17 protein-coding genes are annotated in these 21,609 nt (G+C 42.3%); 7 read left to right on the top strand and 10 right to left on the bottom strand.

Annotated elements, in window-relative coordinates; translation table 11 throughout:
• Positions 1–17: 17 nt before the first annotated feature.
• A complete protein-coding gene (locus ACRWQM_RS17050) occupies positions 18–1,076 on the bottom strand; it encodes a polysaccharide deacetylase family protein (RefSeq protein WP_434930730.1) in 1,059 nt (352 codons plus the stop codon).
• 14 nt (positions 1,077–1,090) lie between these two features.
• Between ACRWQM_RS17050 and dinF the strand changes: the two genes are divergently transcribed.
• The 3 genes from dinF (at position 1,091) to ACRWQM_RS17065 (ending at position 4,996) form a co-directional block, all read left to right on the top strand.
• Complete coding sequence (gene dinF / locus ACRWQM_RS17055; protein WP_434930731.1) at positions 1,091–2,428, top strand: MATE family efflux transporter DinF; 1,338 nt, start codon at positions 1,091–1,093, stop codon at positions 2,426–2,428.
• An 84-nt stretch (positions 2,429–2,512) separates the two neighbouring features.
• Positions 2,513–4,477 carry an alpha/beta fold hydrolase gene (locus tag ACRWQM_RS17060; protein ID WP_434930732.1) on the top strand — a complete coding sequence of 655 codons (1,965 nt, stop codon included), beginning with the start codon at positions 2,513–2,515 and terminating at the stop codon, positions 4,475–4,477.
• A 168-nt stretch (positions 4,478–4,645) separates the two neighbouring features.
• Positions 4,646–4,996, top strand: a complete 351-nt coding sequence (locus ACRWQM_RS17065) for an FKBP-type peptidyl-prolyl cis-trans isomerase (RefSeq protein WP_434930733.1) — start codon at positions 4,646–4,648, stop codon at positions 4,994–4,996.
• A 141-nt stretch (positions 4,997–5,137) separates the two neighbouring features.
• On the opposite strand, the gene ACRWQM_RS17070 is transcribed toward ACRWQM_RS17065, so the two are convergent.
• The 3 genes from ACRWQM_RS17070 to ACRWQM_RS17080 all read right to left on the bottom strand — a co-directional run bounded on the left by ACRWQM_RS17070 (position 5,138) and on the right by ACRWQM_RS17080 (position 8,539).
• Positions 5,138–7,108: a DUF2075 domain-containing protein gene (locus tag ACRWQM_RS17070; RefSeq protein ID WP_434930734.1), complete on the bottom strand. Its 1,971-nt coding sequence runs from the start codon at positions 7,106–7,108 to the stop codon at positions 5,138–5,140.
• A 2-nt stretch (positions 7,109–7,110) separates the two neighbouring features.
• Positions 7,111–7,335 carry a helix-turn-helix domain-containing protein gene (locus tag ACRWQM_RS17075; protein ID WP_124018418.1) on the bottom strand — a complete coding sequence of 75 codons (225 nt, stop codon included), beginning with the start codon at positions 7,333–7,335 and terminating at the stop codon, positions 7,111–7,113.
• Positions 7,336–7,432: 97 nt separating this feature from the next.
• Positions 7,433–8,539, bottom strand: a complete 1,107-nt coding sequence (locus ACRWQM_RS17080) for a Fic family protein (RefSeq protein ID WP_434930735.1) — start codon at positions 8,537–8,539, stop codon at positions 7,433–7,435.
• 219 nt (positions 8,540–8,758) lie between these two features.
• Here ACRWQM_RS17080 and ACRWQM_RS17085 point away from each other — a divergent pair, with 219 nt between their 5' ends.
• A complete protein-coding gene (locus ACRWQM_RS17085) occupies positions 8,759–9,472 on the top strand; it encodes a sulfotransferase family protein (protein WP_434930736.1) in 714 nt (237 codons plus the stop codon).
• 33 nt (positions 9,473–9,505) lie between these two features.
• Here the strand turns inward: ACRWQM_RS17085 and ACRWQM_RS17090 are convergent, their stop codons facing one another.
• From ACRWQM_RS17090 to argC, 6 genes are all read right to left on the bottom strand, one after another.
• Positions 9,506–10,954 (bottom strand): MFS transporter, encoded by a 1,449-nt coding sequence (locus tag ACRWQM_RS17090; RefSeq protein WP_434930737.1) that lies wholly within the window; start codon positions 10,952–10,954, stop codon positions 9,506–9,508.
• Positions 10,955–11,206: 252 nt separating this feature from the next.
• Positions 11,207–12,571, bottom strand: a complete 1,365-nt coding sequence (gene argH, locus ACRWQM_RS17095; RefSeq protein WP_434928912.1) for an argininosuccinate lyase — start codon at positions 12,569–12,571, stop codon at positions 11,207–11,209.
• A gap of 157 nt (positions 12,572–12,728) precedes the next feature.
• Positions 12,729–13,952 carry an argininosuccinate synthase gene (locus ACRWQM_RS17100; RefSeq protein ID WP_434930738.1) on the bottom strand — a complete coding sequence of 408 codons (1,224 nt, stop codon included), beginning with the start codon at positions 13,950–13,952 and terminating at the stop codon, positions 12,729–12,731.
• 77 nt (positions 13,953–14,029) lie between these two features.
• On the bottom strand, positions 14,030–14,935 hold the full coding sequence (locus ACRWQM_RS17105) for an ornithine carbamoyltransferase (protein ID WP_434930739.1): 906 nt from the start codon (positions 14,933–14,935) through the stop codon (positions 14,030–14,032).
• A gap of 11 nt (positions 14,936–14,946) precedes the next feature.
• Positions 14,947–15,726 carry an acetylglutamate kinase gene (gene argB, locus ACRWQM_RS17110; RefSeq protein WP_434927817.1) on the bottom strand — a complete coding sequence of 260 codons (780 nt, stop codon included), beginning with the start codon at positions 15,724–15,726 and terminating at the stop codon, positions 14,947–14,949.
• A 26-nt stretch (positions 15,727–15,752) separates the two neighbouring features.
• A complete protein-coding gene (gene argC / locus ACRWQM_RS17115; RefSeq protein WP_434930740.1) occupies positions 15,753–16,733 on the bottom strand; it encodes an N-acetyl-gamma-glutamyl-phosphate reductase in 981 nt (326 codons plus the stop codon).
• 264 nt (positions 16,734–16,997) lie between these two features.
• On the opposite strand from argC, the gene argE reads away from it, so the two are divergent.
• From argE to ACRWQM_RS17130, 3 genes are all read left to right on the top strand, one after another.
• Entirely contained in the window at positions 16,998–18,149 is a 1,152-nt protein-coding gene (argE, locus tag ACRWQM_RS17120; RefSeq protein ID WP_434930741.1) for an acetylornithine deacetylase, read from the top strand.
• Between the two features lie 155 nt (positions 18,150–18,304).
• The gene (ppc, locus tag ACRWQM_RS17125; protein ID WP_434927812.1) at positions 18,305–20,953 is read left to right on the top strand and encodes a phosphoenolpyruvate carboxylase; all 2,649 of its coding nucleotides are present in this window, start codon (positions 18,305–18,307) and stop codon (positions 20,951–20,953) included.
• Positions 20,953–21,489: a DUF1439 domain-containing protein gene (locus ACRWQM_RS17130; protein ID WP_434930742.1), complete on the top strand. Its 537-nt coding sequence runs from the start codon at positions 20,953–20,955 to the stop codon at positions 21,487–21,489. Before ppc ends, ACRWQM_RS17130 begins: the two co-directional genes overlap by 1 nt.
• The last annotated feature ends 120 nt before the right edge of the window (positions 21,490–21,609 follow it).

Here is a 21,609-nt window from a genome sequence, read left to right on the forward strand (position 1 = left end):
TATGAGAATAGGTTTCGCTATTCTTCACGCCAAGTACCATCATTTTTAAGCCTTACCCAAGCTTGTGAAAACCAATAATAGCCTGTTTGGGTTTTACTAGGCACAGTACAATTGTAGCGCTTTCGTCCTGCGGGTAAATCGCGCTTCGCCTGCACAGAAAAAGTATTATCATTAACCCAAATAGCAGGCTGACTTCCCTGGCCCTGCACAAAACACATCATTTGGTGCTTATCAATATCAGTGGTGTCGACGGTTACCTCAAGCAAAGGGCGCCATTGGCCATTTTTTAATTGTGGATCGGTAATGTTTTGCTTAATTACCGGCATGTTCAAGCTGGTAAACTTTAGCTTAAGTTGAGCCAGTTCCGCGTAATCAAAGGCTACCGGGAAACGCGGCAATGCCGTGAGTGATGAATACTGACCTGCGGCACCCGATTGCTGACCCAAGCCGACAAAACCCAACTCATCCAGCAATGAGGTTAACTCAGCATTATATTCACCATATGGATATGCCAGCATTTTCACACTTTGCCCTGTTTGCTGCTTAATTTCAGCTTCTGTTTTCAACAGGTTTTGCCCAACCCGCTGCCGCCATTGCGCAGTGGTTTCATTGGCAAGATAGCGAATTAAATGCTCATGCCCCCAACTATGGTTGGCGATTGTCGCCCCTTGTTCAGTGAGTGTTTTTATCTGCCGCCAGCTCATCATCCCCTTATATCCTGCATCAATAGGCTTAACAGAGATAAACACAGTAAACGGGAATTGATGCTTAGCTAAAATAGCTGCGGCATTGTCAATAATGCTGTCATAACCATCATCAAAGGTAATAACGATTTGCTTAGGCGATCCAGTTTGCTGCAATTTTATTTGTTCAACAGCCTGAGTCAGTGACATAACCGTAAAGTCGTTGTCAGCCAAATATTGCATTTGTTCGGTAAACTGAGTTGGGGTAACTGAGGTACTTTTGGGTGTACTGTCAGACACATGGTGGTATTGTAATATCACCACGGCATTAGCCAATGACGATATAACCCCCGTTAATATTGCGCCCGCCACTAACATGACTTTTTTAAGCATAGTGTTTCCCAAATATGTCTGTGTTTCGTTTACTGTTAAATGGCGATAAAAACCGCCAATTAATGGCGCTAGCCATTCCAATGATTTTATCGAATATCACAGTGCCACTATTAGGTTTAGTGGACACTGCGGTCATTGGCCATCTTGGTGAAGCCTATTACTTAGGCGGAGTGGCGCTGGGCAGTACCATTATTACCTTAATAATATGGTTATTAGGTTTTTTACGTATGTCGACCACAGGGTTAGTGGCACAAGCTTTTGGCGCAAACGATCACCATACCCAGCAGCAATTACTTATTCAAGGGATCAGTTTAGCGCTTTTACTGGCCTTTTTCGCCCTTCTATTCCAACAGCCGATATTGTCATTAGCGCTGCACTTAACTGAAGCCAGCGAGCAAGTACAATTTTATTGTCGTCAGTATGTGGAGATCCGCATTTGGTCATTGCCTTTCGCCTTAACTAACCTAGTGTTATTAGGCTGGCTACTTGGTAGGCAACAACCCAAAGCTGCTATGTGGCAGCTAATTATTGCCAACATTGTTAATATTATTCTAGATGTGGTGTTTGTAATTGGTTTTCAATGGAACGTACAAGGTGCGGCTTTAGCATCGGTGATCGCTGATATGTGTGCATTTAGTGTGGCGGTAATCATGGTTAAACAGCAACTGCAAAAGCAGCCTAGTTTTACCTGGCCACAGTTAACCCAACACTTAAGCTTTACAGGCTTATCACGCTTACTCACCTTAAACCGCGATATATTCATTCGCAGCTTATGCCTGCAAGCGGCATTCAGTTTTATGGCTTTTTATGGCGCAGGGTTAGGTGACGATACCTTAGCCGCTAATGCGGTACTGCTCAATTTATTGATGTTGATATCGTATGCGCTGGATGGGGTAGCTTACTACGCCGAAGCAGAAGTTGGCCGCGCTGTAGGACAAAATAACCCCAGCTTATTGTTTGAATCTGTTAGCCTAGCATTTGCCTGGTCAGCGATTATCGCCGTTATTTTCAGTGTCTTCTTTTGGTTGTTTGGTCAATATATTATCAACGCTCTGACCAATATCCCCAGCGTACAACAAACGGCCAGCACCTACCTTATGTGGCTTATCGCCATGCCTATTTTAGCCTTTGGCTGCTATTTATTTGATGGCGTTTATATTGGTACCGCCCAGGGGCATATTATGCGTAACAGCATGATAATCGCCACCTTTGGGGTTTACTTTCCACTCTGGTGGAGCTTGCAATCCTTTGGCAACCACGCCTTATGGGGCGCATTATGTGCATTTATGCTGTTTCGCAGTATTAGCTTGGGATGGCATTATCATTACCGACTTAAACTAAAATTTGGGTAAATACTCAAAAAGCATTAAACTTTGATGCATTACACGGTAACATCCTGGTTACATGTCAAAATAACAATTTAGTTTGGATATTTAATGAAACGGACTTTAGCTCTTTTTTCCAGTGCATTTGCATTGTTACTCGCTTTGCTTGTCGCACAACCTTCATTTGCCACTCCCTCTACACCACAACAACTGCCTGTTGAAGCTTTTGCCAGCATTCCCGACGTAACCAATGTCACCCTTTCACCTGATGGTAAAAACATTGCAACAGTTGTTCGGTTGGATTTAGATACTCAAAAAGGCTCATTAGTTAATATTTATAATGTTGCTTCTGGTAAGTCAGTTTATCCAGTACAAACTGACAACCAAAAATTCACCATTACCGGCTTATCCTGGGCAAGTAATGACATATTATTTATTTATGCCAAGTTTCCAGCCATACGATATGGCACGCCAACCAATGAATGGCGGTTATTTAAATATTCTATCTCTGAAAATGAATTATCAAGTGTGATTAAACCCATGGTTTTAAAACGCTTTAAATGGGTGCCACAAATTCAATCTGATATTATTGATATGCTCAAAGACGATGATGACCACATTCTGATGCAATTTACTGGATTAGGTAGCAAACCAGAAAATGAAACAGTAATGAAAATTAACCTCACCGACGGCCGCTCAAGTGCTGTGCAATATGCGGTAAAAAATGTCATCGATTGGACGACGGACAAACAACATCGAGTACGAGTCGGCATCTTTCAAGATGACACCCATTATAAAATCATTGAACAAGCCGATAACAATGAAAGCTATCGTACGTTATGGGAATTTGAGGCGTTTGCTGAAAATCAAGTTTGGCCAATGGGCTTCGGTGAAGACCCTAACATTTTATATATTCAAGCCTACCATGAAGGCTATAAAGCTATTTTCAAAGTGAACCTCACTGATCCTAAACTCACCAAAGAGCTGGTGTTTAAGCGCGATAATCTTGATGTCACTGGGGGATTAATTTACTCCAAAGTAAAACAACAAATCGTTGGTGTAAGTGATGGTGCTGACTCGGAATACACTTTTTGGGATGAAGAATATATCGCTCTCATTAATGGCTTGAATCAAGTGTTGCCCGACACCCGCAATTTTATTACTCAATACAGTGAAGACGAGCGCAGTTACATTGTATTCTCTACCAGCGCAACCGACTCAGGCACTTATTATTTAGGTAACAGAGATGCCAAAACATTGATCCCTATTGCTTATCGCTACAAAAATTTATTCCCTGAATTAATGGCCAGTACCGAAAGTATTAACTACAAAGCCCGTGATGGTTTAAATATTGAAGGTTTTCTAACAACGCCAAAAAACGCATTAAAAACTAAACTACCCACCATTGTATTCCCCCATGGCGGACCAATTAGTTTCGACAACAATAGTTTTGATTATTGGACCCAATACTTTGCAAATCGCGGCTACGCGGTATTGCGGATGAACTTTAGAGGCTCAGACGGATACGGCTACGACTTTATGAAAGCAGGTATCAAAAACTGGGGACTTGAAATGCAAACCGACGTAGAAGACGGTACACGCTGGCTTATTGAACAAGGCGTTGCTGACCCTAAAAGAATTTGTATTGCTGGGGCAAGTTACGGAGGCTACGCCGCATTAATGGCCGTTGCAACCACCCAAGATTTATTTCAATGTGCGATTAGTTTTGGTGGTGTGATGGATGTGGAAGACTTAGTCAAGTCACACCGTCGTTACCGCAACTTTGAAATTGTGAAGCAGCAAATTGGCGACGATTATGATGCACTTTATGCCCGCTCCCCTGTCAGTAAAGCCAAAGACATTAATGTGCCAGTGCTATTAATTCACGGCGAGAAAGATCGGGTTGTCGACGTTGAGCACAGTGAAGATATGTTTGATGCATTAACTAAGTACAATAAAAATGTCCAATTTGTTGAGCTTGAAGATGGCGACCATTACCTTAGTGACAATGCTGACAGACTTAAAACCTTTTATGCTATTGAAGCCTTTTTACAAAAGCATTTACCGGTGAACTAATTAAACACCACACGCTATTAGAGTGTTACTTAAGCTAACAGCTTTAAATATGCCCGTATCAACTGCTATGATACGGGCATATTTTTTGGCTTTTTAGCCAATCTGCTGGCATCAGACACTCATTAATAACATTCACAAAAATCGACAAAACAATCAATAAGACACCCTATGACCTCATCAACATTGACAGATTTAATCATCAACGACACCCAAATAGGAACAGGTAAAGCAGCCGAGAAAAGCGCACTTATTACCTGTAAATATACTGGCAAACTAGCCGACGGCACTGTGTTTGATAGTTCAGATACATTTCAAGTGGTGATATCCGCTAAGCGGGTTATTCAAGGTTGGTATATGGGTATTATTGGAGACAATCCGATGAAGGTTGGTGGCAAGCGTCAATTATCAGTGCCAGCAAACCTTGGTTACGGCGAGCGTCAAATTGGCGAGAAAATCCCACCTCATTCAGATTTGTTTTTTGAAATTGAATTGCTTGAAGTGTTAACCCGTGATGATTAAGTCACGCGACTAATGGTCCCACGCCCACCGCATCGTCCTCTGCAACACGCCGTAAACCCATCCATGGGGGCTTGACGAAAACATCCTGTTTTCAACAGTGGCATATGCCGATATGGCTGGCTTTGATGGAATCAAATAAGCCTAAACAACGGTAATACCACAACGTTGTAGGAAATCGAAAGTGTCATCATAAAACTCAGACAGCCTTGTTTTATCAGAGTCATCTCCACTAGGAACGAAAATTATCATCCCCTGCCTCGCTCTAGTCAGTAGCACTCGGTAGGCATTCTCTAAATAAATTTGAGTTTGTTCTTGTTGACGTTTTTCCCATTTACTTCCACGGAATCGCCAATGTTCTTTTCCCTTAGATTTAAATCGAAAATCTGCATCCCATGCAACTAAACACCAATCTAACTCTAAGCCCTGAACATCAAACTCAGTCGCAATATCTTCCAAAAAATGAGATGAGCGAATATCTTCTGGCTGACCTAAAAACCAATCTTTAGGTTCAATTTTGTTTTTTACAAAAATACCTTCCGCTTTCAAACGTATTGCATTTGATGAAGCAAGCATGCCAATACTTTCAGTAGCTCGACTCTGCGACTTTATCCACTTCTTTGCAGTGTCTAAATCTCGAGTCACTTTAATAGGATATAAGTGCGAGAACGTAGTGAATAATTTCCAAGCTAATACGCTATCACCATCAATCAAATAATGAATAAAACTTGATAATTTTTCCGCCCTGAATGACCGCATCGAAGTTGCTAAATGCAAACAGGGTAAGACTGTTCCTTTTGATAAATGGCTAGCGGTTAAATTTGATGCAACATATTCCCCATTTAGTAAATCTGCAGAGTAATAAGCATCCCAATGACTAAATTTTTCGTCTAGTGCATTAAGCCAACCTAACAACCCCACCTCTCCGGTGTTAATTTCTTGCCCTCCACCAACCAGAGCAATAATTACGGCCCAATCTTCGTGACGATCCATGACTTCAATGAGATATTCGGGTTCTGATTTATTAAAGCCTATTTGATTGCGTTTTGTTTGCATGAACTTACTAGCTTGCTCTTTATTCCAAGCTCTTTGTGCCTCATCAAATATTGCGACCTGTTCAGGCGGAACAGCACCGGATAAAGAATCGTCCCTAAACTTATGAATATTCTGAATAAACTGCTCTGTCTGTCGTCGACAAGATGCCAGTGTATCAGCAGTTCTTACTTTTCGATCACGGGCCAAGGCCTCTTGTAACACCGACACTAAAGGGCCATTGCCACTCAAGAATACTGAATACTCTTTCTCTTTTGGGTTTGAATGAGTACTCGCAATATTTAATCCAACAAGTGTTTTACCCGCACCAGGGACACCTGTGACAAAACAAATCACTTTGCGTTTTCTTTCACGGGCGTCGTGTATTAGCTGCAATAATTGCTGACTTGTTTGGCCGATATTTTGAGTATCCGCTTCACTTTTAGCAATATCCTCAACGTTATGTTGAGCATAAAGAGCTTGTGCAGCTTCGATAATTGTTGGAGTCGGTAAGTAACCAGATGCAGCCCATTGGTTGGCATCAAACTCAACCTGCTTTAAAGATGTAGTTATTTGATTAATTGCATTAAGTATTTGACCTGAATGAATAGCAATCGGAGAAGCTACGTTATCAAATGCAAAGTCTAATTTGAATAATGCTTGCTGGGGTGTTGGTTTAGCTAAGTTCGTAGCAATTAAAATGGGCACGATAAACTTATCATGACTGCCATTATGAAAGTTTTTTAGATCGAGTGCATAACCATGGGCTTGCCTTAAATCGGCATGATTAATTTGTTGTGCACCAACTTTGAATTCAATAACAAAGATGACGCCTTTCACCACGAGAACAACATCAGCACGTCGCCCCATTCTTGGGATCATAAACTCAAAAAAGATATGTATATTATCAGCACCACATAATTTCAGTTCTCTTTTGAGTATATCTATTTCAGCCCCCCACGCTCTGGATTGCTGATGCTGTAGTTGCTGAGTATGAGCCGCGGATATTTCACCACTTATAGACAAGGCGTTAGTAACTAAAAACTGTTCGAGAGGTGCGGAATAAAATGCTCTGTTAGACATATTTATTCCTTGAACTTAAAATCAAGAAGTTGTTTAGGAGGTAACTCCAAAGCTTCTGCTAGTTTGACAATATTGATCAAACTAACATTTCTTTTCCCTCTTTCGATTCCACTGATATATGTCCGATCTAAATCAGCTTTTAGCGCAAGTTGTTCTTGTGATAATCCCTTTGAAACCCTTAAGCTTTTAAAGTAGGCACCAAATGAAACGAGTATCAAATCTTCCATGAAAAATCCTAAAAAAAGGTTTTCATGATGATGCAAACATGTAGACAATGAGTCTACGGACTATAAGTCACATATTAAGATTGTTATGATATTAAACTCACAGCACCAACACATACCTTGTACTTCTGCCGCCCGCGCCAGTTTTGGCCAAACATTGTTGCTCTACAAACTGAGCTAAATGTCGGGTTGCAGTGGCCCGGCTGACTTTGGCGATTTTCTGATATTGGCTACTGCTGATGCCATCGCTAAAGTCACCATCGAGTAATCTATTAAGCACTTTAACTTGTTCTGTTGTTAACGTTGGGGTGAGTGAGCGTCGATCCAAACGAAGCCAGAATGGGGTTTTCGCAATGGTTTGTTCAATGTTATTAAGAGAGTTTTGAACGGCATCGTTTAAGGTGTCTAAAAACCAAAGAAGCCAAGGTGTAATATCGAGAGAACCCTTTTGGGTAGACTCTAATATCGCGTAATAAGCTTTACGTCGCTCAAGTATGCTCACTGACATAGCGTAAAAATGAATCGAACGATGTTCAGCCTGTGCTAAAGCTAAGTCCGTGAGTAAACGTGTGATACGCCCATTGCCATCATCAAGTGGATGCAAGGTGACAAACCATAAATGAGTGACTGCTGCCCGTACTAAAGGATCTAGATCAGCCTGTGTTATTGATTGATTAAACCACTCAATAAACTGTATTAAACTATTGTCTAGCGTATCTCGAGGGGGGGCTTCAAAATGGATCGTCGGTTTGTCTAAACGTCCAGATACCACCTGCATAGGCTCACTAACGCGCAACTGGCCGCCTACAACAGGATTAAACACAGCTTGGTTACTTGGAAACAACAGGGCATGCCAATCTAAAATACGCGTTAAATTCAGTGGTTGTTGCCAATTTCGTAATACATCTATGGTGATCTCGGCTAAGCCATCTGTTTGTGCCGTGCTGGGATAAGGGTTTTCTTCACTCACCCCAAGTTTATTGGCTAAAGATGAACGTACAGATAATACATTGAGCTTTTCATCTTCTATAGCACTTGAATAGACGATATTGGCGATCATAGTATCAAGTGTCCATTGGCTGGCTGATTCAGTGCCTATTTTCCCAAGCAACAAACCTTGGTTAAATTGAATTTGACGCAATAAAGGATTTATACGGGTTTGATCCCATACAAAGTCAGGCCATTCTTGCTGTTGCCAAATCCACATATTAACCTCTGCTAGCTAACTAAAATACTGTATTGATGAGCGCACCAAACTATTCTACTTACAAGATGAGGCAAATAACAAATTATTCGCCTCACATAATGAGGCGATTAGGGTTTTTAATTGCCTCATCACGATCTATTTTCACTTCAATAACACTTTAAATAGTCATTTCGGTATAATCACTTACCGGCTAAATAAACACGATGCGAAAACGACTGAATGACTTCTAAACTGCCCCATTCAACACCATCATTGTCAACGATACCTAATCCCACTTTGCCGAATAAACAGGCAAATAAAGTGTTTATTATTGGCCTGCCACGTACCGGTACGACTAGCGTGAGTGTGGCGTTGCTTGAGCAAGACTTAACGGTTGCTCACCAGGCCTTTACTAAGCAGGCGTTTATGTTGGCCGATGCGGTGTCTGATGCGCCGTGCTTTAGTGACTATCAACAACTTGATGCGCTATTTCCCAGCGCTAAGTTTGTTCATTTAGATAGGCCAATGGATAAATGGCTACCGTCGATGCAAATGTTGTTCAGTAAGATGATGGTGCATTTAGATAAAGACAATGGCCGTTTTCATCCGATAATGAAACGCAGCTTTAATCATTGTTTTGATATATGGCAGGTTAAAGATGTACGTGATGAAGCGCATTTAGCAGGGTGTTATTTACGCCACCAGCAGCAAGTAAGCGATTACTTTGCGGGGCGGGATGACTTTATCAGTATTGATATTGGTCAGCCGAATAGCTTGCAAACCTTATTAACCTTTTTAGGGATAAAAGATGACGATGCTATCGACTTCCCTGTGCTTAATGTCGGTCGCAACGTTGCCAGCTGGGATGAATATAAACATCCACATAAAATCAGTAGCAATGCTGCTGGCCCTGATAAACGAAAGTTTTTTGATTACACCTTACTTAAACCATAATAATCATGGCTTAAGTCACCTCAGCTCAATGTATTATTCGTCTGCGTTTTCGTGAGGTTTTCGCTTTACGATCCGTTTGGTTACGGTAAGCCAATCTAAACTCACCCCTGATATGGCACTAAAGCCCTTAATACGGAATATGAGTTGTAAAAATTGCGGCCTTGGCCGAATTTTAGGTTCAATTGAGCGCGGAATAAACCATAACGTGACCATACAGCGCATCACAGTAGACACAATAAACACCACAAATATTGGGCTAGATAACCATTGATTAAGTCCGGTGAATACCAAGAAGTCATTGGCATAGGTGGCAATAAACCCACCGACCATGGCACCGACAAATACAAAACCTGCACTTAATGATGCCTGTAATGCTGCGTAGGTCGCAAAGTCGCTGCGAAAAGGCCGAATGTCGTATAAGTAGTTAGCGGTACAAAGGGTAAAGCCACTCCACGCTAGACCTGAAAAAACTTGTAGGCCGATAATATAAAGATAATTATCAGAAAAAATCCACAGCAGTGGCAAACAAGGAATTAAGCAGCTGGTGATTATCATCACAATTCTATTGCCATATAAATCGCTGAAGCGTCCCCAAAATCGCAAAGTAACAAACTGGGTAAAAATGGAGGCGACACTGGCGAACACAAATTCTAAATAGGTAAAATGTAAGTCTTCTAACATGTAAACCGCAAAAAACGGTGCAGAGATTGCCACCATACATTGCATGCCGGCGACAAATAAACTGTATTGACGGAAAACCTTATCTGCCCAAGCACTGCGAAAATTGACCAATGTCTGGGTAAAATAGCCTTTCTCTTTTGCGCAACAAGGTTCAGGGTCATGCATTTGCAATAATAGCCATGCTGACACTAATCGTCCCATGAAGGCGATTGAAAACAGTAAACTAAACCCTAGCCAGGCCATTTGATAACTGTCGGTAAGACTTAAAATACCGCCGCCAACAAAAAACACACTCAAGGACGCTGCCATGGTTAATCTGGTGCGGGCAGCAAAAAAGGCTCCTCGACGTTTGTCAGGCACTATCGCCCCCATCCAGGCGCGCCAATGGGGCTGAATCAAGTTAATAAAACCGTGGTATAACACCGCTAAGCCAATAAACATCCACACTGCATTGTCAGGCCTGAGGGCGGCGACTAATCCCATTGCTAATACCACCAGCGCTTGCAATATCGCTGATGTAACAATAAAAAGTTTACGGCTAAAGTGACTGGCTAACCACACTGACAATAACTGCGATATCGCACCAAATAATTGCGGTAATCCGGTAACAAAACCCATTTGCCCCATGCTTGCGCCTAAAAATATGGCATAGGCATTAAAAAAGTTATCACTGGTGGCGGTCATGGCTGACGATGCTATGGCTTCTTGCTGAGAACGGCGCAACGTCCGTCGCAGCCACGACAATCTATCGCGACTGCGTGAACAAGGGTTAGTGCTGCTAGACGAATGTTCTAAAGCCATAAGATGTATGAATGCACGCCATTGATAAGTGATTGATTACGATTACTGATTAACGTTACTGTTTAAAATTATGTCTGATAAGTGTCCAGCTAACAATCTATAATGATCACATAATCCGCTATTATCATTGTAAGCTTTTATGTTTACAGTGCTGTTTAAGCCCTGTAAACATAAAAGCCCTTCTGGTATCCACCAGCAGGGCTTTTTGATAAATGGGTGTTAGCCAAACTATTCAAACCAATAACGCTATAGTTACGCTTTTTTGGCTGCGATGGCTGCGTTAACTTGATTAATCGCAGTGCCGCCCAGTACGTCACGTTTTTCTAAACACGCTTCAATGGTGAGGTTTGGATAAACATCATCGCTAATCACTTGGGCAAATTTTTGTAACTCAGCCACGCTTAACGCTTCAATCGGCTTTTGCTGACCAATGGCAAATACCACTACTTCGCCAACCACATGATGCGCTTCACGGAACGGCATGCCTTTGGCGACAAGGTAGTCAGCTAGCTCAGTCGCATTAGCATAACCTTGTTGAGCTGCCACTAGTGCTTGCGGGCGATTAACTTTTAAGCCCGACAACACTAATGCGGCCATGTCTAAACAAATTGCCCAACTGTCGACCACATCAAACAAGCCTTCTTTGTCTTCTTGCATGTCTTTATTGTATGCCAATGGCAAGGCTTTCATTGTGGTTAAAATACCCATTAAACTGCCATATACACGGCCGGTTTTCCCCCGAATAAGCTCTAACGCATCCGGGTTTTTCTTTTGCGGCATCAATGATGAACCAGAAGTGACTTCATCGGCTAACGAGATAAAATTGGCTTCGCCAGAGTTGAAGAAAATTAAGTCTTCGGCCATACGGCTTAAATGCATCATGCTGATTGATGCTGCGCTACACAATTCAACCACGTGATCGCGATCAGACACGCTGTCTAAACTGTTTAGCGTTGGGCGAGCAAAGTTTAACGCTGACGCTAACGCATGGCGATCTATCGGGTAGGCTGTACCAGCAAGTGCACCAGAACCTAATGGACATGAATCGGCACGCCCCAATGCATCTTGTAGGCGACTAATGTCACGCTCATACATTTCAACATAAGCTAGCGCCCAGTGACCGAATGTTACCGGTTGTGCACGTTGTAAATGGGTATAACCCGGCATAACGGCGTCAACTTCACGTTCTGCTAAAGCAATTAACTCTGCATGCAATGTACCTAAACGAGCCAGCAGTGCTGCACCTTCTTTTTTACACCACAGTTTTAAATCGGTAGCAACCTGGTCGTTACGTGAACGGCCAGTATGGAGTTTTTTACCTAAGTCACCCACTTTGGCAATCAGCTTTTGTTCAACAAAGCTGTGAATATCTTCGGCGCCGTTGCTGATAATCGCTTGGGGGTCGTTCCCCACTTCGACCAGTAATTCATTTAATGCCGCTTTTAAATCACTACATTCTTTGGCTGTAATAATACCTACGCTAGCAATGGCATCTGCCCAGGCGATTGAACCAACAACATCCTGTTCAAATAAACGGTAATCGACTGGCAATGAGTCATTAAATAATTTGAAAAGTGCACTGGTTTCGCCTTGAAATCTTCCGCCCCATAACGCCATGTCGGTATCCTCTTTTTTGCTATTCAATTAAGTCGATTAGATCAATATTGTCTTCTTGTAATCACTCTTTAAGCACTCTTTTATTCACTCTTTTGTAAGATTAAAAGTGATTACAAGAAGGGCGCTTTGCAGCGCCCTAATTAAGATTGATTAAGGTTTATTTCGTATTTAGCGCGCGAATACGGCTAGCTAATGAATATAAACGAATAAAGCCTTCTGCATGCTTTTGGTCATACACTTCATCTTCACCAAAGGTAGCAAAAGCTTCTGAATACAAGCTGTTTGGTGAGCGTTTTTTAACTGGTGTAGCTTGCCCTTTGTAAAGCTTGATCACCACATCACCATTTACTGATTCAGCTAGCGACTCAGATGCAGCTATAAGTGACTTACATAAAGGCGTAAACCAACGACCGTCATAGACTAAATGCGACATTTGGGCAGCGACCTGCTCACGCCAAGTACGGCTAGTTTTATCCAGTACTAACTCTTCAATGGCACGCAAGCCCGCAAACATCACAGTGCCGCCGGGTGTTTCATAACAACCACGTGACTTCATGCCGACTAAACGGTTTTCAGTAATGTCGATACGGCCTACACCGTGTTTACCGGCAATGTCGTTTAACTTCATTAATGCTGCATATGGCGTTAGTGCTTCATCGTTAACATGGGTAATACGACCATGTTTAACCGCAAGCGACACATATTCTGGCTCATTCGGCGCATCTTCTGGGGCAACAGTTAATGTCCACACGCCTTTTGATGGCTCGTTCCACGGGTCTTCTAACTCGCCGCCTTCATGGGAAATATGCCATGCGTTAGCATCACGGCTATAAATTTTAGTCGCCGATGCGCTGGTTTTAATATCACGCTCAGCTAAGTAGGCAAGCAAGTCTTCACGGCTACGCATTTCCCATTCACGCCAAGGGGCGATCACTTTTAAATCCGGTGCTAGGGCAGCAAAACAGCCTTCAAAACGTACCTGATCATTACCTTTACCGGTACAACCATGACATACGGCGTCTGCGCCGACTTTACGGGCAATTTCAACCTGTGCTTTGGCAATAATTGGACGCGCCATTGAAGTACCTAACAAGTAAGTGCCTTCATAAATCGCGCCGGTAGCAATGGTTGGATAAATATAATCAGCAACAAACTCTTCTTTTAGGTCAACGATGTAGCATTCTGATGCCCCTGAAGCGATGGCCTTTTCGTGTAAGCCCACTAATTCCTCTTCGCCTTGACCTACGTCGGCACAAAAGGCCACGATTTCACAATCATCATAGGTTTCTTTTAACCATGGGATGATGGCTGAGGTATCTAACCCGCCTGAATAAGCGAGGACGACTTTTTTAACGCCGGTTTTTTTCACTGCACTAGACATGTTTGTTTTCCTACAATCGATTACGTATATTTTTATATATGAATAACGCCAATGGCATTACTGACTTAATCATCAGACTAACTTAATAAGGTGACCAATACTGCATTTTGAGCATGCATACGGTTTTCCGCTTGGTCTAAAACTAATGACCCTTTGCCATCGATAACGTCATCCGTTACCTCCACACCGCGATGAGCAGGCAAACAATGCATGAAATATTTTGCACCCGCTTTAGCCATTAATTGGGCATTAACCTGATACGGGCTAAAGCGCTCTTTTATTTCAGCTAAAGAGGTTTCATCACCCATTGAAATCCAGGTGTCGGTATAAATGGCGTCATGGCCTTCAATCTGATTGATATCAGTAGATAATGTCAGTTTACCGCCATTTTGTGCTGCTAAAGCTTGTGCCTCGGTAACCACCAATGCATCAGGAAAATACCCTTCAGGGCAAATCACTGTCATGGTTAAGCCTAAAATAGCTGCACCATATATCAATGAGTGGGTGACATTATTGCCATCCCCTACATAGGCTAATCTCGCCTGACTAACATCATCAAACTTTTCTGATAATGATAAAAAGTCTGCCAATGCCTGGCATGGGTGATATAAATCAGATAACGCATTAATAACCGGTACACTACCGTACTGAGCTAATTTCTCTATTGTGCTATGCAGGTATGTTCTTGCAACAATGGCATCAGCCCAGCATGAAATATTGGTGGCAAAATCAGCCACTGACTCTCGTTCACCTAAAGCACCGTTTTGTTGGTCAAGGTACAAACAATGACCACCTAACTTGTTGATGCCAATATCGAAGCTTACTCGGGTGCGCAGTGATGGCTTTTCAAAAAGCATCACAACGCTTTTTCCATCTAAAGCGCGACGGTACTCAGCTGGGTTGGCTTTAATTTTTTTAGCTAGCGCTAAAATATCCAGTAACTGAGTTTGAGATAACTCTTTTATCGACAACAGGTGCTTCATAAACTACTCCATTAAGGCTGTATTTGGGTCCCAATGGACCCACCTTGTGCTAATGTTTTTAACTGTTCAGTATCTTGCCAAGAAGCAACTAAAACCGGCTTGCCCATCCATTGAGCCACTTCTAAAGCGGCTTCAACTTTGACTTTCATGCCTTTTTCAATCACGCCTTCAGCGATTAGGGTGTCAATTTGGCTTTTATTTAAACTTTTAATCACTTGCTTGTTCGCATCCCACACGCCTGACACATCAGATAACAGCACTAAAGTACCGTTAACTAATTTGGCCAATGCGGTTGCTGCCTGGTCTGCATTAACATTGAGCATTTGGCCGGCATCTGAAATGGCGATTGAGCTACAAATCGGCAGCCAGCCCTGCTGTAAAATAAAGTTTAAGTAGCTAGCGTCATTCGGGGTCACTTCGCCCACGAGTCCTAAGCGCTCATCTTTAATGTTCGCTTTAACCACATTACCATCGCCCAAACTCATGCCTACACTGACAACACCCGCTTTCGCTGCTGCTGCTTGTAAGGTTTTGTTCGATGTGCCCGCTAATGCGCCTACTACAATGCCAATTTGATCGGCTGGGGTTACGCGTAAACCGTCAAGCTTGATAATCTCTTTACCGTTTGCCGTTAATTGCTCATCGACTAAGCAACCACCACCGTGAACTAAAACAATTTTCTGCCCTGCTGCGGTCATGTCTTTAATTGCTGACATTAAATTAGCCATACCGGTTTCGGTTTGCAGTAATGCGCCACCCACTTTAAGTACTAAAACAGAATTAGTTGTCATTTTTTTATCCTTGTTTTATTTAGTGATTAAACGCCAAAGTGGATTTTGATGCACTGTAAACCTTGGCTTGCAGCACCTTTCATTAAGTTGTCAATCGCACTGGCAACTACTAAATAACCACTGTTTTCGTCGTATTTCCAACCTAAATGACAGTTTGGTGTCAGTACCACATCGTCTACTTTAGGGAATTGATTATACTTAACCGTCACAATCGGTGAGCTGTCATAAACACTATAGGCTTTAGCGACATCCGCTTCTGTGGTCCCAGGCTTTAACTGCACGGTAATTGTGGCCAAAATGCCACGCTTAAAATTACCTAAATGCGGGGTAAATATCACTTCTTGGCCTAATTGCGTGGCAATTTCAGGCTGATGTCTGTGACCTAATACACCATAAGGTGTCAGGCTGACTTCACAAAAACTGGTATGTAAATGCGCTTTACGTCCCGCTCCTGTAACACCACTTACCGCATTAATTACTGGGTAAGCAGCAGTAAGCAAAGGCTTCAAAGGTTTTAGTGCGGTTAATGATGCTGTTGGGTAACAGCCAGGCACAGCAATCATTTTAGTTTGCTTAATTTGCTCGCTATTCCATTCAGCTAAGCCATAAACTGCATCTGCAAGTACGTCTGGGTGAGTATGTTCAAAGCCATACCACTTAGGGTATTGCGCGACATCAGCAAAACGATATGCACCACTTAAATCAAATACAGCTAAGCCTTTTTTATAAAATTCAGCGGCTAATTCCAAACTAATTGAATGCTCTGTTGCCAATACTACGGCATCTGCTTCAGCAATAATTGTCGCTTTAGCTTCGTCAGTTAATGGAGCAAGCACATAAGGCATATGACTATACACTGGGTAAAGATCAGCTAGCTTACGCCCTTTATCTAAACTGCCCTCAGACACATACAACCCCTGAACCGATAAATTAGCGTCAGCATTTATCAAAGACGTAATTTGTGCACCTGTGTATCCACTGGCACCAATAATTGCGATATTTTTCATTATGTTGTTATCTTTTGTTGTCATAAATGGAAGTGTTAGCATAGTACATTTAGACGGGGGACGTCTAATCTAGAACTATCGTCGCAGGAAGTTCTTGCTGATTATTGGTATATTGGATTTAACAGTAAAGTTACACATATTTATTATCATTGCTTACATTCTAGTTGTAGTGCCTTAGTCATCTGTTTGCTAGACTAGCACACAATAATTTTTATGCAATATTATTGAATAAGTATTTCAATAATTTCAGACACAGGACAACTAATGAGTACACTACCTGACCTAAAAAGTGCTTTTACACAGTTAATTGGCACACCATCTATCAGCGCGCTTGAGCCAGAGCAAGATATGAGTAACCATGCAGTTATTGCCTTGTTACAAGATTGGTTCAGCGAGTTAGGCTTTAGCTGCGAAACTCCTACGGTTGCAGACTCACGCAATAAACAAAACCTTATAGCCCGCATTGGCCAAGGGGAAGGTGGCTTATTATTAGCCGGCCACACAGACACCGTACCTTTTGATGAAGGTCGTTGGAGCCAAAGCCCGTTTGAGTTAATAGAAAAAGATAATCGTTGGTACGGCTTAGGCACCTGTGACATGAAAGGTTTTTTTGCCTTGGTACTTGAAGCGCTAAAAGACATGCCTCTAGCAGACTTTAAACGCCCACTGACTATTTTTGCCAGTGCCGATGAAGAAACCACTATGAGTGGTGCCAAAGCATTTGCCGACTCAAAGGCAATTGCACCTGATTATGCGGTAATAGGCGAGCCCACCAGCTTAAAACCTGTGTATATGCATAAAGGGCACTTAGCTCAAGGTATTCGCGTTATTGGTCGCAGTGGTCATTCATCTGACCCCGCCCGCGGATTAAACGCCATTGAAGTAATGCATAAAGTCATGGGCCAGTTATTGAAACTTAAACAGCATTTAAGTGAAAACTATCGCGAAGATGCTTTTACCGTTCCCTACCCTACAATGAACTTTGGCCATATTCACGGTGGTGATGCAGCTAACCGCATTTGTGGTTGTTGTGATTTACACTTAGATATTCGTCCTTTACCAGGAATGGAATTGGCCGATCTTGAACTCATGGTGCTGAATTATTTAAGTGATATCAATAAAGAGTACCCTGGCAGTATTAGTATCAGCACTTTATATCCTGGCGCTGAATCGTTTGCCGGTAAAGCAGACAACCCATGGACAAAACTGGTAGCTGAATTGTCAGGCCATGAAGCTGAAGTGGTTAACTACTCAACCGAAGCGCCTTACATTAACAAGTTAGGCTGCCAAACCTTAGTTTTAGGACCTGGGAGTATTAATCAAGCCCACCAACCCGATGAGTTTATTGGCTTAGAATATCTCACGCCGACAGTAGAATTGATCAAAAAGATGATTTATCACGCATGCATTAAGTAATTTTTAACCAAAAAAGCCTTAAAACCGCTTTTGTTGAAATTTTTTAACGAAATAAAATTACCAAACGCGGTGTTTGTGTATTGACCGAATACTGTACGATGGTTATTGTGATAGATAAGTAGTACAAGTTTAACCGAGTTTACTTTGGAGTATGTATGGCAGAGCAAGTGGCAGATATGTATGCCTCACTGAGATCGAATGTGGGACATTTAGGCCAAATTTTAGGTGAGACAATGCAAAGCCATCTTGGTGATGCATTTCTTGAGAAAGTAGAACAAATTCGAATTCTTGCAAAACAGGCACGCAAAGGCGATGAATCCTCTCGCGAGCAAATGTTAGCATTGTTGACCTCACTTCCAGATGAAGAATTAGTGCCGTTTGCTAAAGCGTTTAACCAATTTTTGAACCTAGCTAACATCGCCGAGCAATACCACACCATAAGTCGTAATTGCGATGAGTTAGTCTGTGTGCCAGACCCAGTAGAGCAACTGCTTGGTCGCATTCTTAATACTGATTTAGATGAAAATGATGTGATTAATTGCTTGAAGCAATTAGAAATCGACTTAGTCTTAACTGCTCATCCAACTGAAATATCTCGTCGTACTCTGATCCAAAAATATGCTGCGGTTGTCGATTGTTTAACAGATCAAGAAAACAGCCAACTGTCAGACCGTGAGCGCAACCAAAACAACTTACGTTTACGTCAATTGATTGCCCAAATTTGGCACACCAATGAAATTCGTAGCGAGCGTCCAACACCTGTAGATGAGGCTCGTTGGGGCTTAAGCACGATTGAAACCTCTCTATGGCAGGCTATTCCCGACTTTCTACGTCAGTTAAATGATCAAGTAGAGCAGCGCACAGGTAAAGAATTACCGATTAACATCGCCCCTGTTCGCTTTTCTAGCTGGATGGGCGGCGATCGCGATGGCAACCCATTTGTTACTCACAAAGTCACCCAAGAAGTATTAGACCGAAATCGTCATGCTGCTGCACGTTTGTATTTAAAAGACATCGTTGCCTTAGTCGGTGAATTATCTATGGAGCAAGCAACGCCAGAACTGCTTGAACTCACTAACAATAGCAATGAGCCATACCGTGAAGTGTTACGCCAATTACGTTGTAAACTGCGTAAAACAATTGATTACTTGAACATTCGACTTGAAGGTCGTTTTCCTGATGTTGATACCAGTGAACTGATTTGGCAACAAGCGGATCTGCAAGCGCCATTAGAACTGCTTTATAACAGTTTATGTGACAGCGGCATGAAATTGATTGCCAATGGATTACTGCTCGATATTTTACGTCGTCTAGCCAGCTTTGGTATTCATATGCTGCGTTTGGATATTCGCCAAGATTCTACTCGTCACAGCGATGTGATTGCCGAGCTGACCCGTTATTTAGGTTTAGGTGATTACAATCACTGGGATGAAAATGAAAAGCAAGCATTCTTGCTGCGCGAGCTCACTAATCGTCGTCCTTTAATTCCGGCTAATTGGCAGCCAAGCGAAGATGTTGCTGAAGTCATCAAAACCTGTGAACTGATTGCCAAACAGCCTAAAGAGTCTTTGGGATCATATGTTATTTCAATGGCGGGTAAGCCATCAGATGTGTTGACTGTTTTATTGTTATTAAAAGAAACTGGTTGCAGCCATCCAATGCGCGTAGTGCCATTATTTGAAACCTTAGAAGATTTAACCAATGCCGCTAGCTGTATTGAGTCTTTATTGAATATCGATTGGTATCGTGGATACACCAAAGGCATGCAAGAAGTCATGATTGGTTATTCTGACTCAGCTAAAGACGCCGGTGTGATGGCCGCTGCCTGGGCGCAGTATCGCGCACAGGAGCAGTTAGTCGCAGTGTGTAATAAAGCCAACGTCAAACTGATGTTGTTCCATGGCCGTGGGGGTTCTATCGGACGTGGGGGCGGGCCTGCTCACAAAGCCATTCTATCTCAACCGCCGGGTTCAGTAGATGGCCGTATCCGTGTGACTGAACAAGGTGAGATGATCCGCTTTAAATTTGGCTTACCAAAATTAGCGGTACAAAGTTTAGCGCTTTATACCTCAGCCGTAATGGAAGCCACTTTATTACCGCCACCTGAGCCGAAAAAAGCTTGGCGTGATTGTATGCAGCGGATTGCCGATGAATCTGTGCTGCATTATCGCGGTATCGTACGTGAAGAAAAGGATTTTGTGCCTTACTTCCGTGCAGCAACACCAGAAGTTGAACTGGGTAAATTACCATTAGGTAGCCGCCCAGCTAAACGCAAAGTTGATGGAGGCATTGAAAGTTTACGTGCTATTCCTTGGATATTTGCCTGGTCACAAAACCGCTTAATGTTGCCAGCTTGGTTAGGTGCAGGTGAAGCACTCAATGACGCTATTCAGCGTGATGAACTAGCATTACTGCGTGAAATGGAAGCCGAGTGGCCATTTTTTGAAACACGAATTTCTATGCTAGAAATGGTTTACATGAAAGCAGAGCCTAACTTAGCCCGCTATTATGAAAACTGTTTGGTGAAACCTGAACTACATCATTTAGGTGAGAAATTACGTCAACGATTACAACTGGGTATTGATACCGTATTGTCATTAACTGAGTCAGATGAGTTAATGTCGCATACTCCCTGGAATCGTGAATCAGTAAAACTTCGCAATCCTTACATTGATCCATTAAACTTCCTGCAAACCGAGCTATTAGCCCGTACGCGTAAGGAAGCTGAGCCTTCTAAGCATGTACAACTGGCGCTAATGCTTACTATCGCGGGCGTTGCCGCAGGCATGAGAAACACAGGTTAATGAAAACACTAAAGCTGATTTTTATCAGTGCCTTGCTACTACTGACTGGTTGCGCCAGTCAGTATAGCATTACTGAAAATGAGATAGAAAATTACCTTAATAAAGAGATGCATTTTGAGGTAAAGCAAGGTAACCAAATTATTGGTATTAATTTGGTGCTTAACGACATGCAAGTCAGCTTAGGTGATAAACCTAATACTATGGGATTAACGGCAACGACTCTTGTGCGTATTCGTAATCCCTTAATGCCAATTAGCGCTGAGCTTAAAACAACGTTTGAAGCACAGCCTTGGTATAACAGCGAAACTAAAAGTATCTATTTACGCAATTTGGATTTAGTTAATGTCAGTGCAAACCCGGCCGATTTAGAGCAAGCACTAACAGCCATTACCCCACAGGTAATGAGCTTCTTACGTGGGTTTCTAGAAAGTCAGCCGGTTTACACACTTGATATGAATGATTCAAATCAAGCGTTAATGGCCAAAATGACCAAAGAGCTCGCCGTTCAAAAAGGCAAATTGGTAGTTAAGTTTTAAGGCCAAAAAGTATGACTCAATGAAAGCGCCAATAGGCGCTTTTTTTGTTCATAAGTATCTGCCTATCCTTAACTCTCAATAGAGTACGTTTTGATAAGCAGTTACACAAAATTAGTTACA

The sequence above is a fragment of the Shewanella sp. HL-SH5 genome, from assembly GCF_051163755.1.
Lineage (GTDB): Bacteria > Pseudomonadota > Gammaproteobacteria > Enterobacterales > Shewanellaceae > Shewanella > Shewanella glacialimarina.

Excerpts from the sequence above, each read along its gene's own strand:
- ACRWQM_RS17050 (WP_434930730.1), bottom strand. The coding sequence starts at position 1,076 with ATGCTTAAAAAAGTCATGTTAGTGGCGGGCGCAATATTAACGGGGGTT.
- dinF (WP_434930731.1), top strand. The coding sequence starts at position 1,091 with ATGTCTGTGTTTCGTTTACTGTTAAATGGCGATAAAAACCGCCAATTA.
- ACRWQM_RS17060 (WP_434930732.1), top strand. The coding sequence starts at position 2,513 with ATGAAACGGACTTTAGCTCTTTTTTCCAGTGCATTTGCATTGTTACTC.
- ACRWQM_RS17065 (WP_434930733.1), top strand. The coding sequence starts at position 4,646 with ATGACCTCATCAACATTGACAGATTTAATCATCAACGACACCCAAATA.
- ACRWQM_RS17070 (WP_434930734.1), bottom strand. The coding sequence starts at position 7,108 with ATGTCTAACAGAGCATTTTATTCCGCACCTCTCGAACAGTTTTTAGTT.
- ACRWQM_RS17075 (WP_124018418.1), bottom strand. The coding sequence starts at position 7,335 with ATGGAAGATTTGATACTCGTTTCATTTGGTGCCTACTTTAAAAGCTTA.
- ACRWQM_RS17080 (WP_434930735.1), bottom strand. The coding sequence starts at position 8,539 with ATGTGGATTTGGCAACAGCAAGAATGGCCTGACTTTGTATGGGATCAA.
- ACRWQM_RS17085 (WP_434930736.1), top strand. The coding sequence starts at position 8,759 with ATGACTTCTAAACTGCCCCATTCAACACCATCATTGTCAACGATACCT.
- ACRWQM_RS17090 (WP_434930737.1), bottom strand. The coding sequence starts at position 10,954 with ATGGCTTTAGAACATTCGTCTAGCAGCACTAACCCTTGTTCACGCAGT.
- argH (WP_434928912.1), bottom strand. The coding sequence starts at position 12,571 with ATGGCGTTATGGGGCGGAAGATTTCAAGGCGAAACCAGTGCACTTTTC.
- ACRWQM_RS17100 (WP_434930738.1), bottom strand. The coding sequence starts at position 13,952 with ATGTCTAGTGCAGTGAAAAAAACCGGCGTTAAAAAAGTCGTCCTCGCT.
- ACRWQM_RS17105 (WP_434930739.1), bottom strand. The coding sequence starts at position 14,935 with ATGAAGCACCTGTTGTCGATAAAAGAGTTATCTCAAACTCAGTTACTG.
- argB (WP_434927817.1), bottom strand. The coding sequence starts at position 15,726 with ATGACAACTAATTCTGTTTTAGTACTTAAAGTGGGTGGCGCATTACTG.
- argC (WP_434930740.1), bottom strand. The coding sequence starts at position 16,733 with ATGAAAAATATCGCAATTATTGGTGCCAGTGGATACACAGGTGCACAA.
- argE (WP_434930741.1), top strand. The coding sequence starts at position 16,998 with ATGAGTACACTACCTGACCTAAAAAGTGCTTTTACACAGTTAATTGGC.
- ppc (WP_434927812.1), top strand. The coding sequence starts at position 18,305 with ATGGCAGAGCAAGTGGCAGATATGTATGCCTCACTGAGATCGAATGTG.
- ACRWQM_RS17130 (WP_434930742.1), top strand. The coding sequence starts at position 20,953 with ATGAAAACACTAAAGCTGATTTTTATCAGTGCCTTGCTACTACTGACT.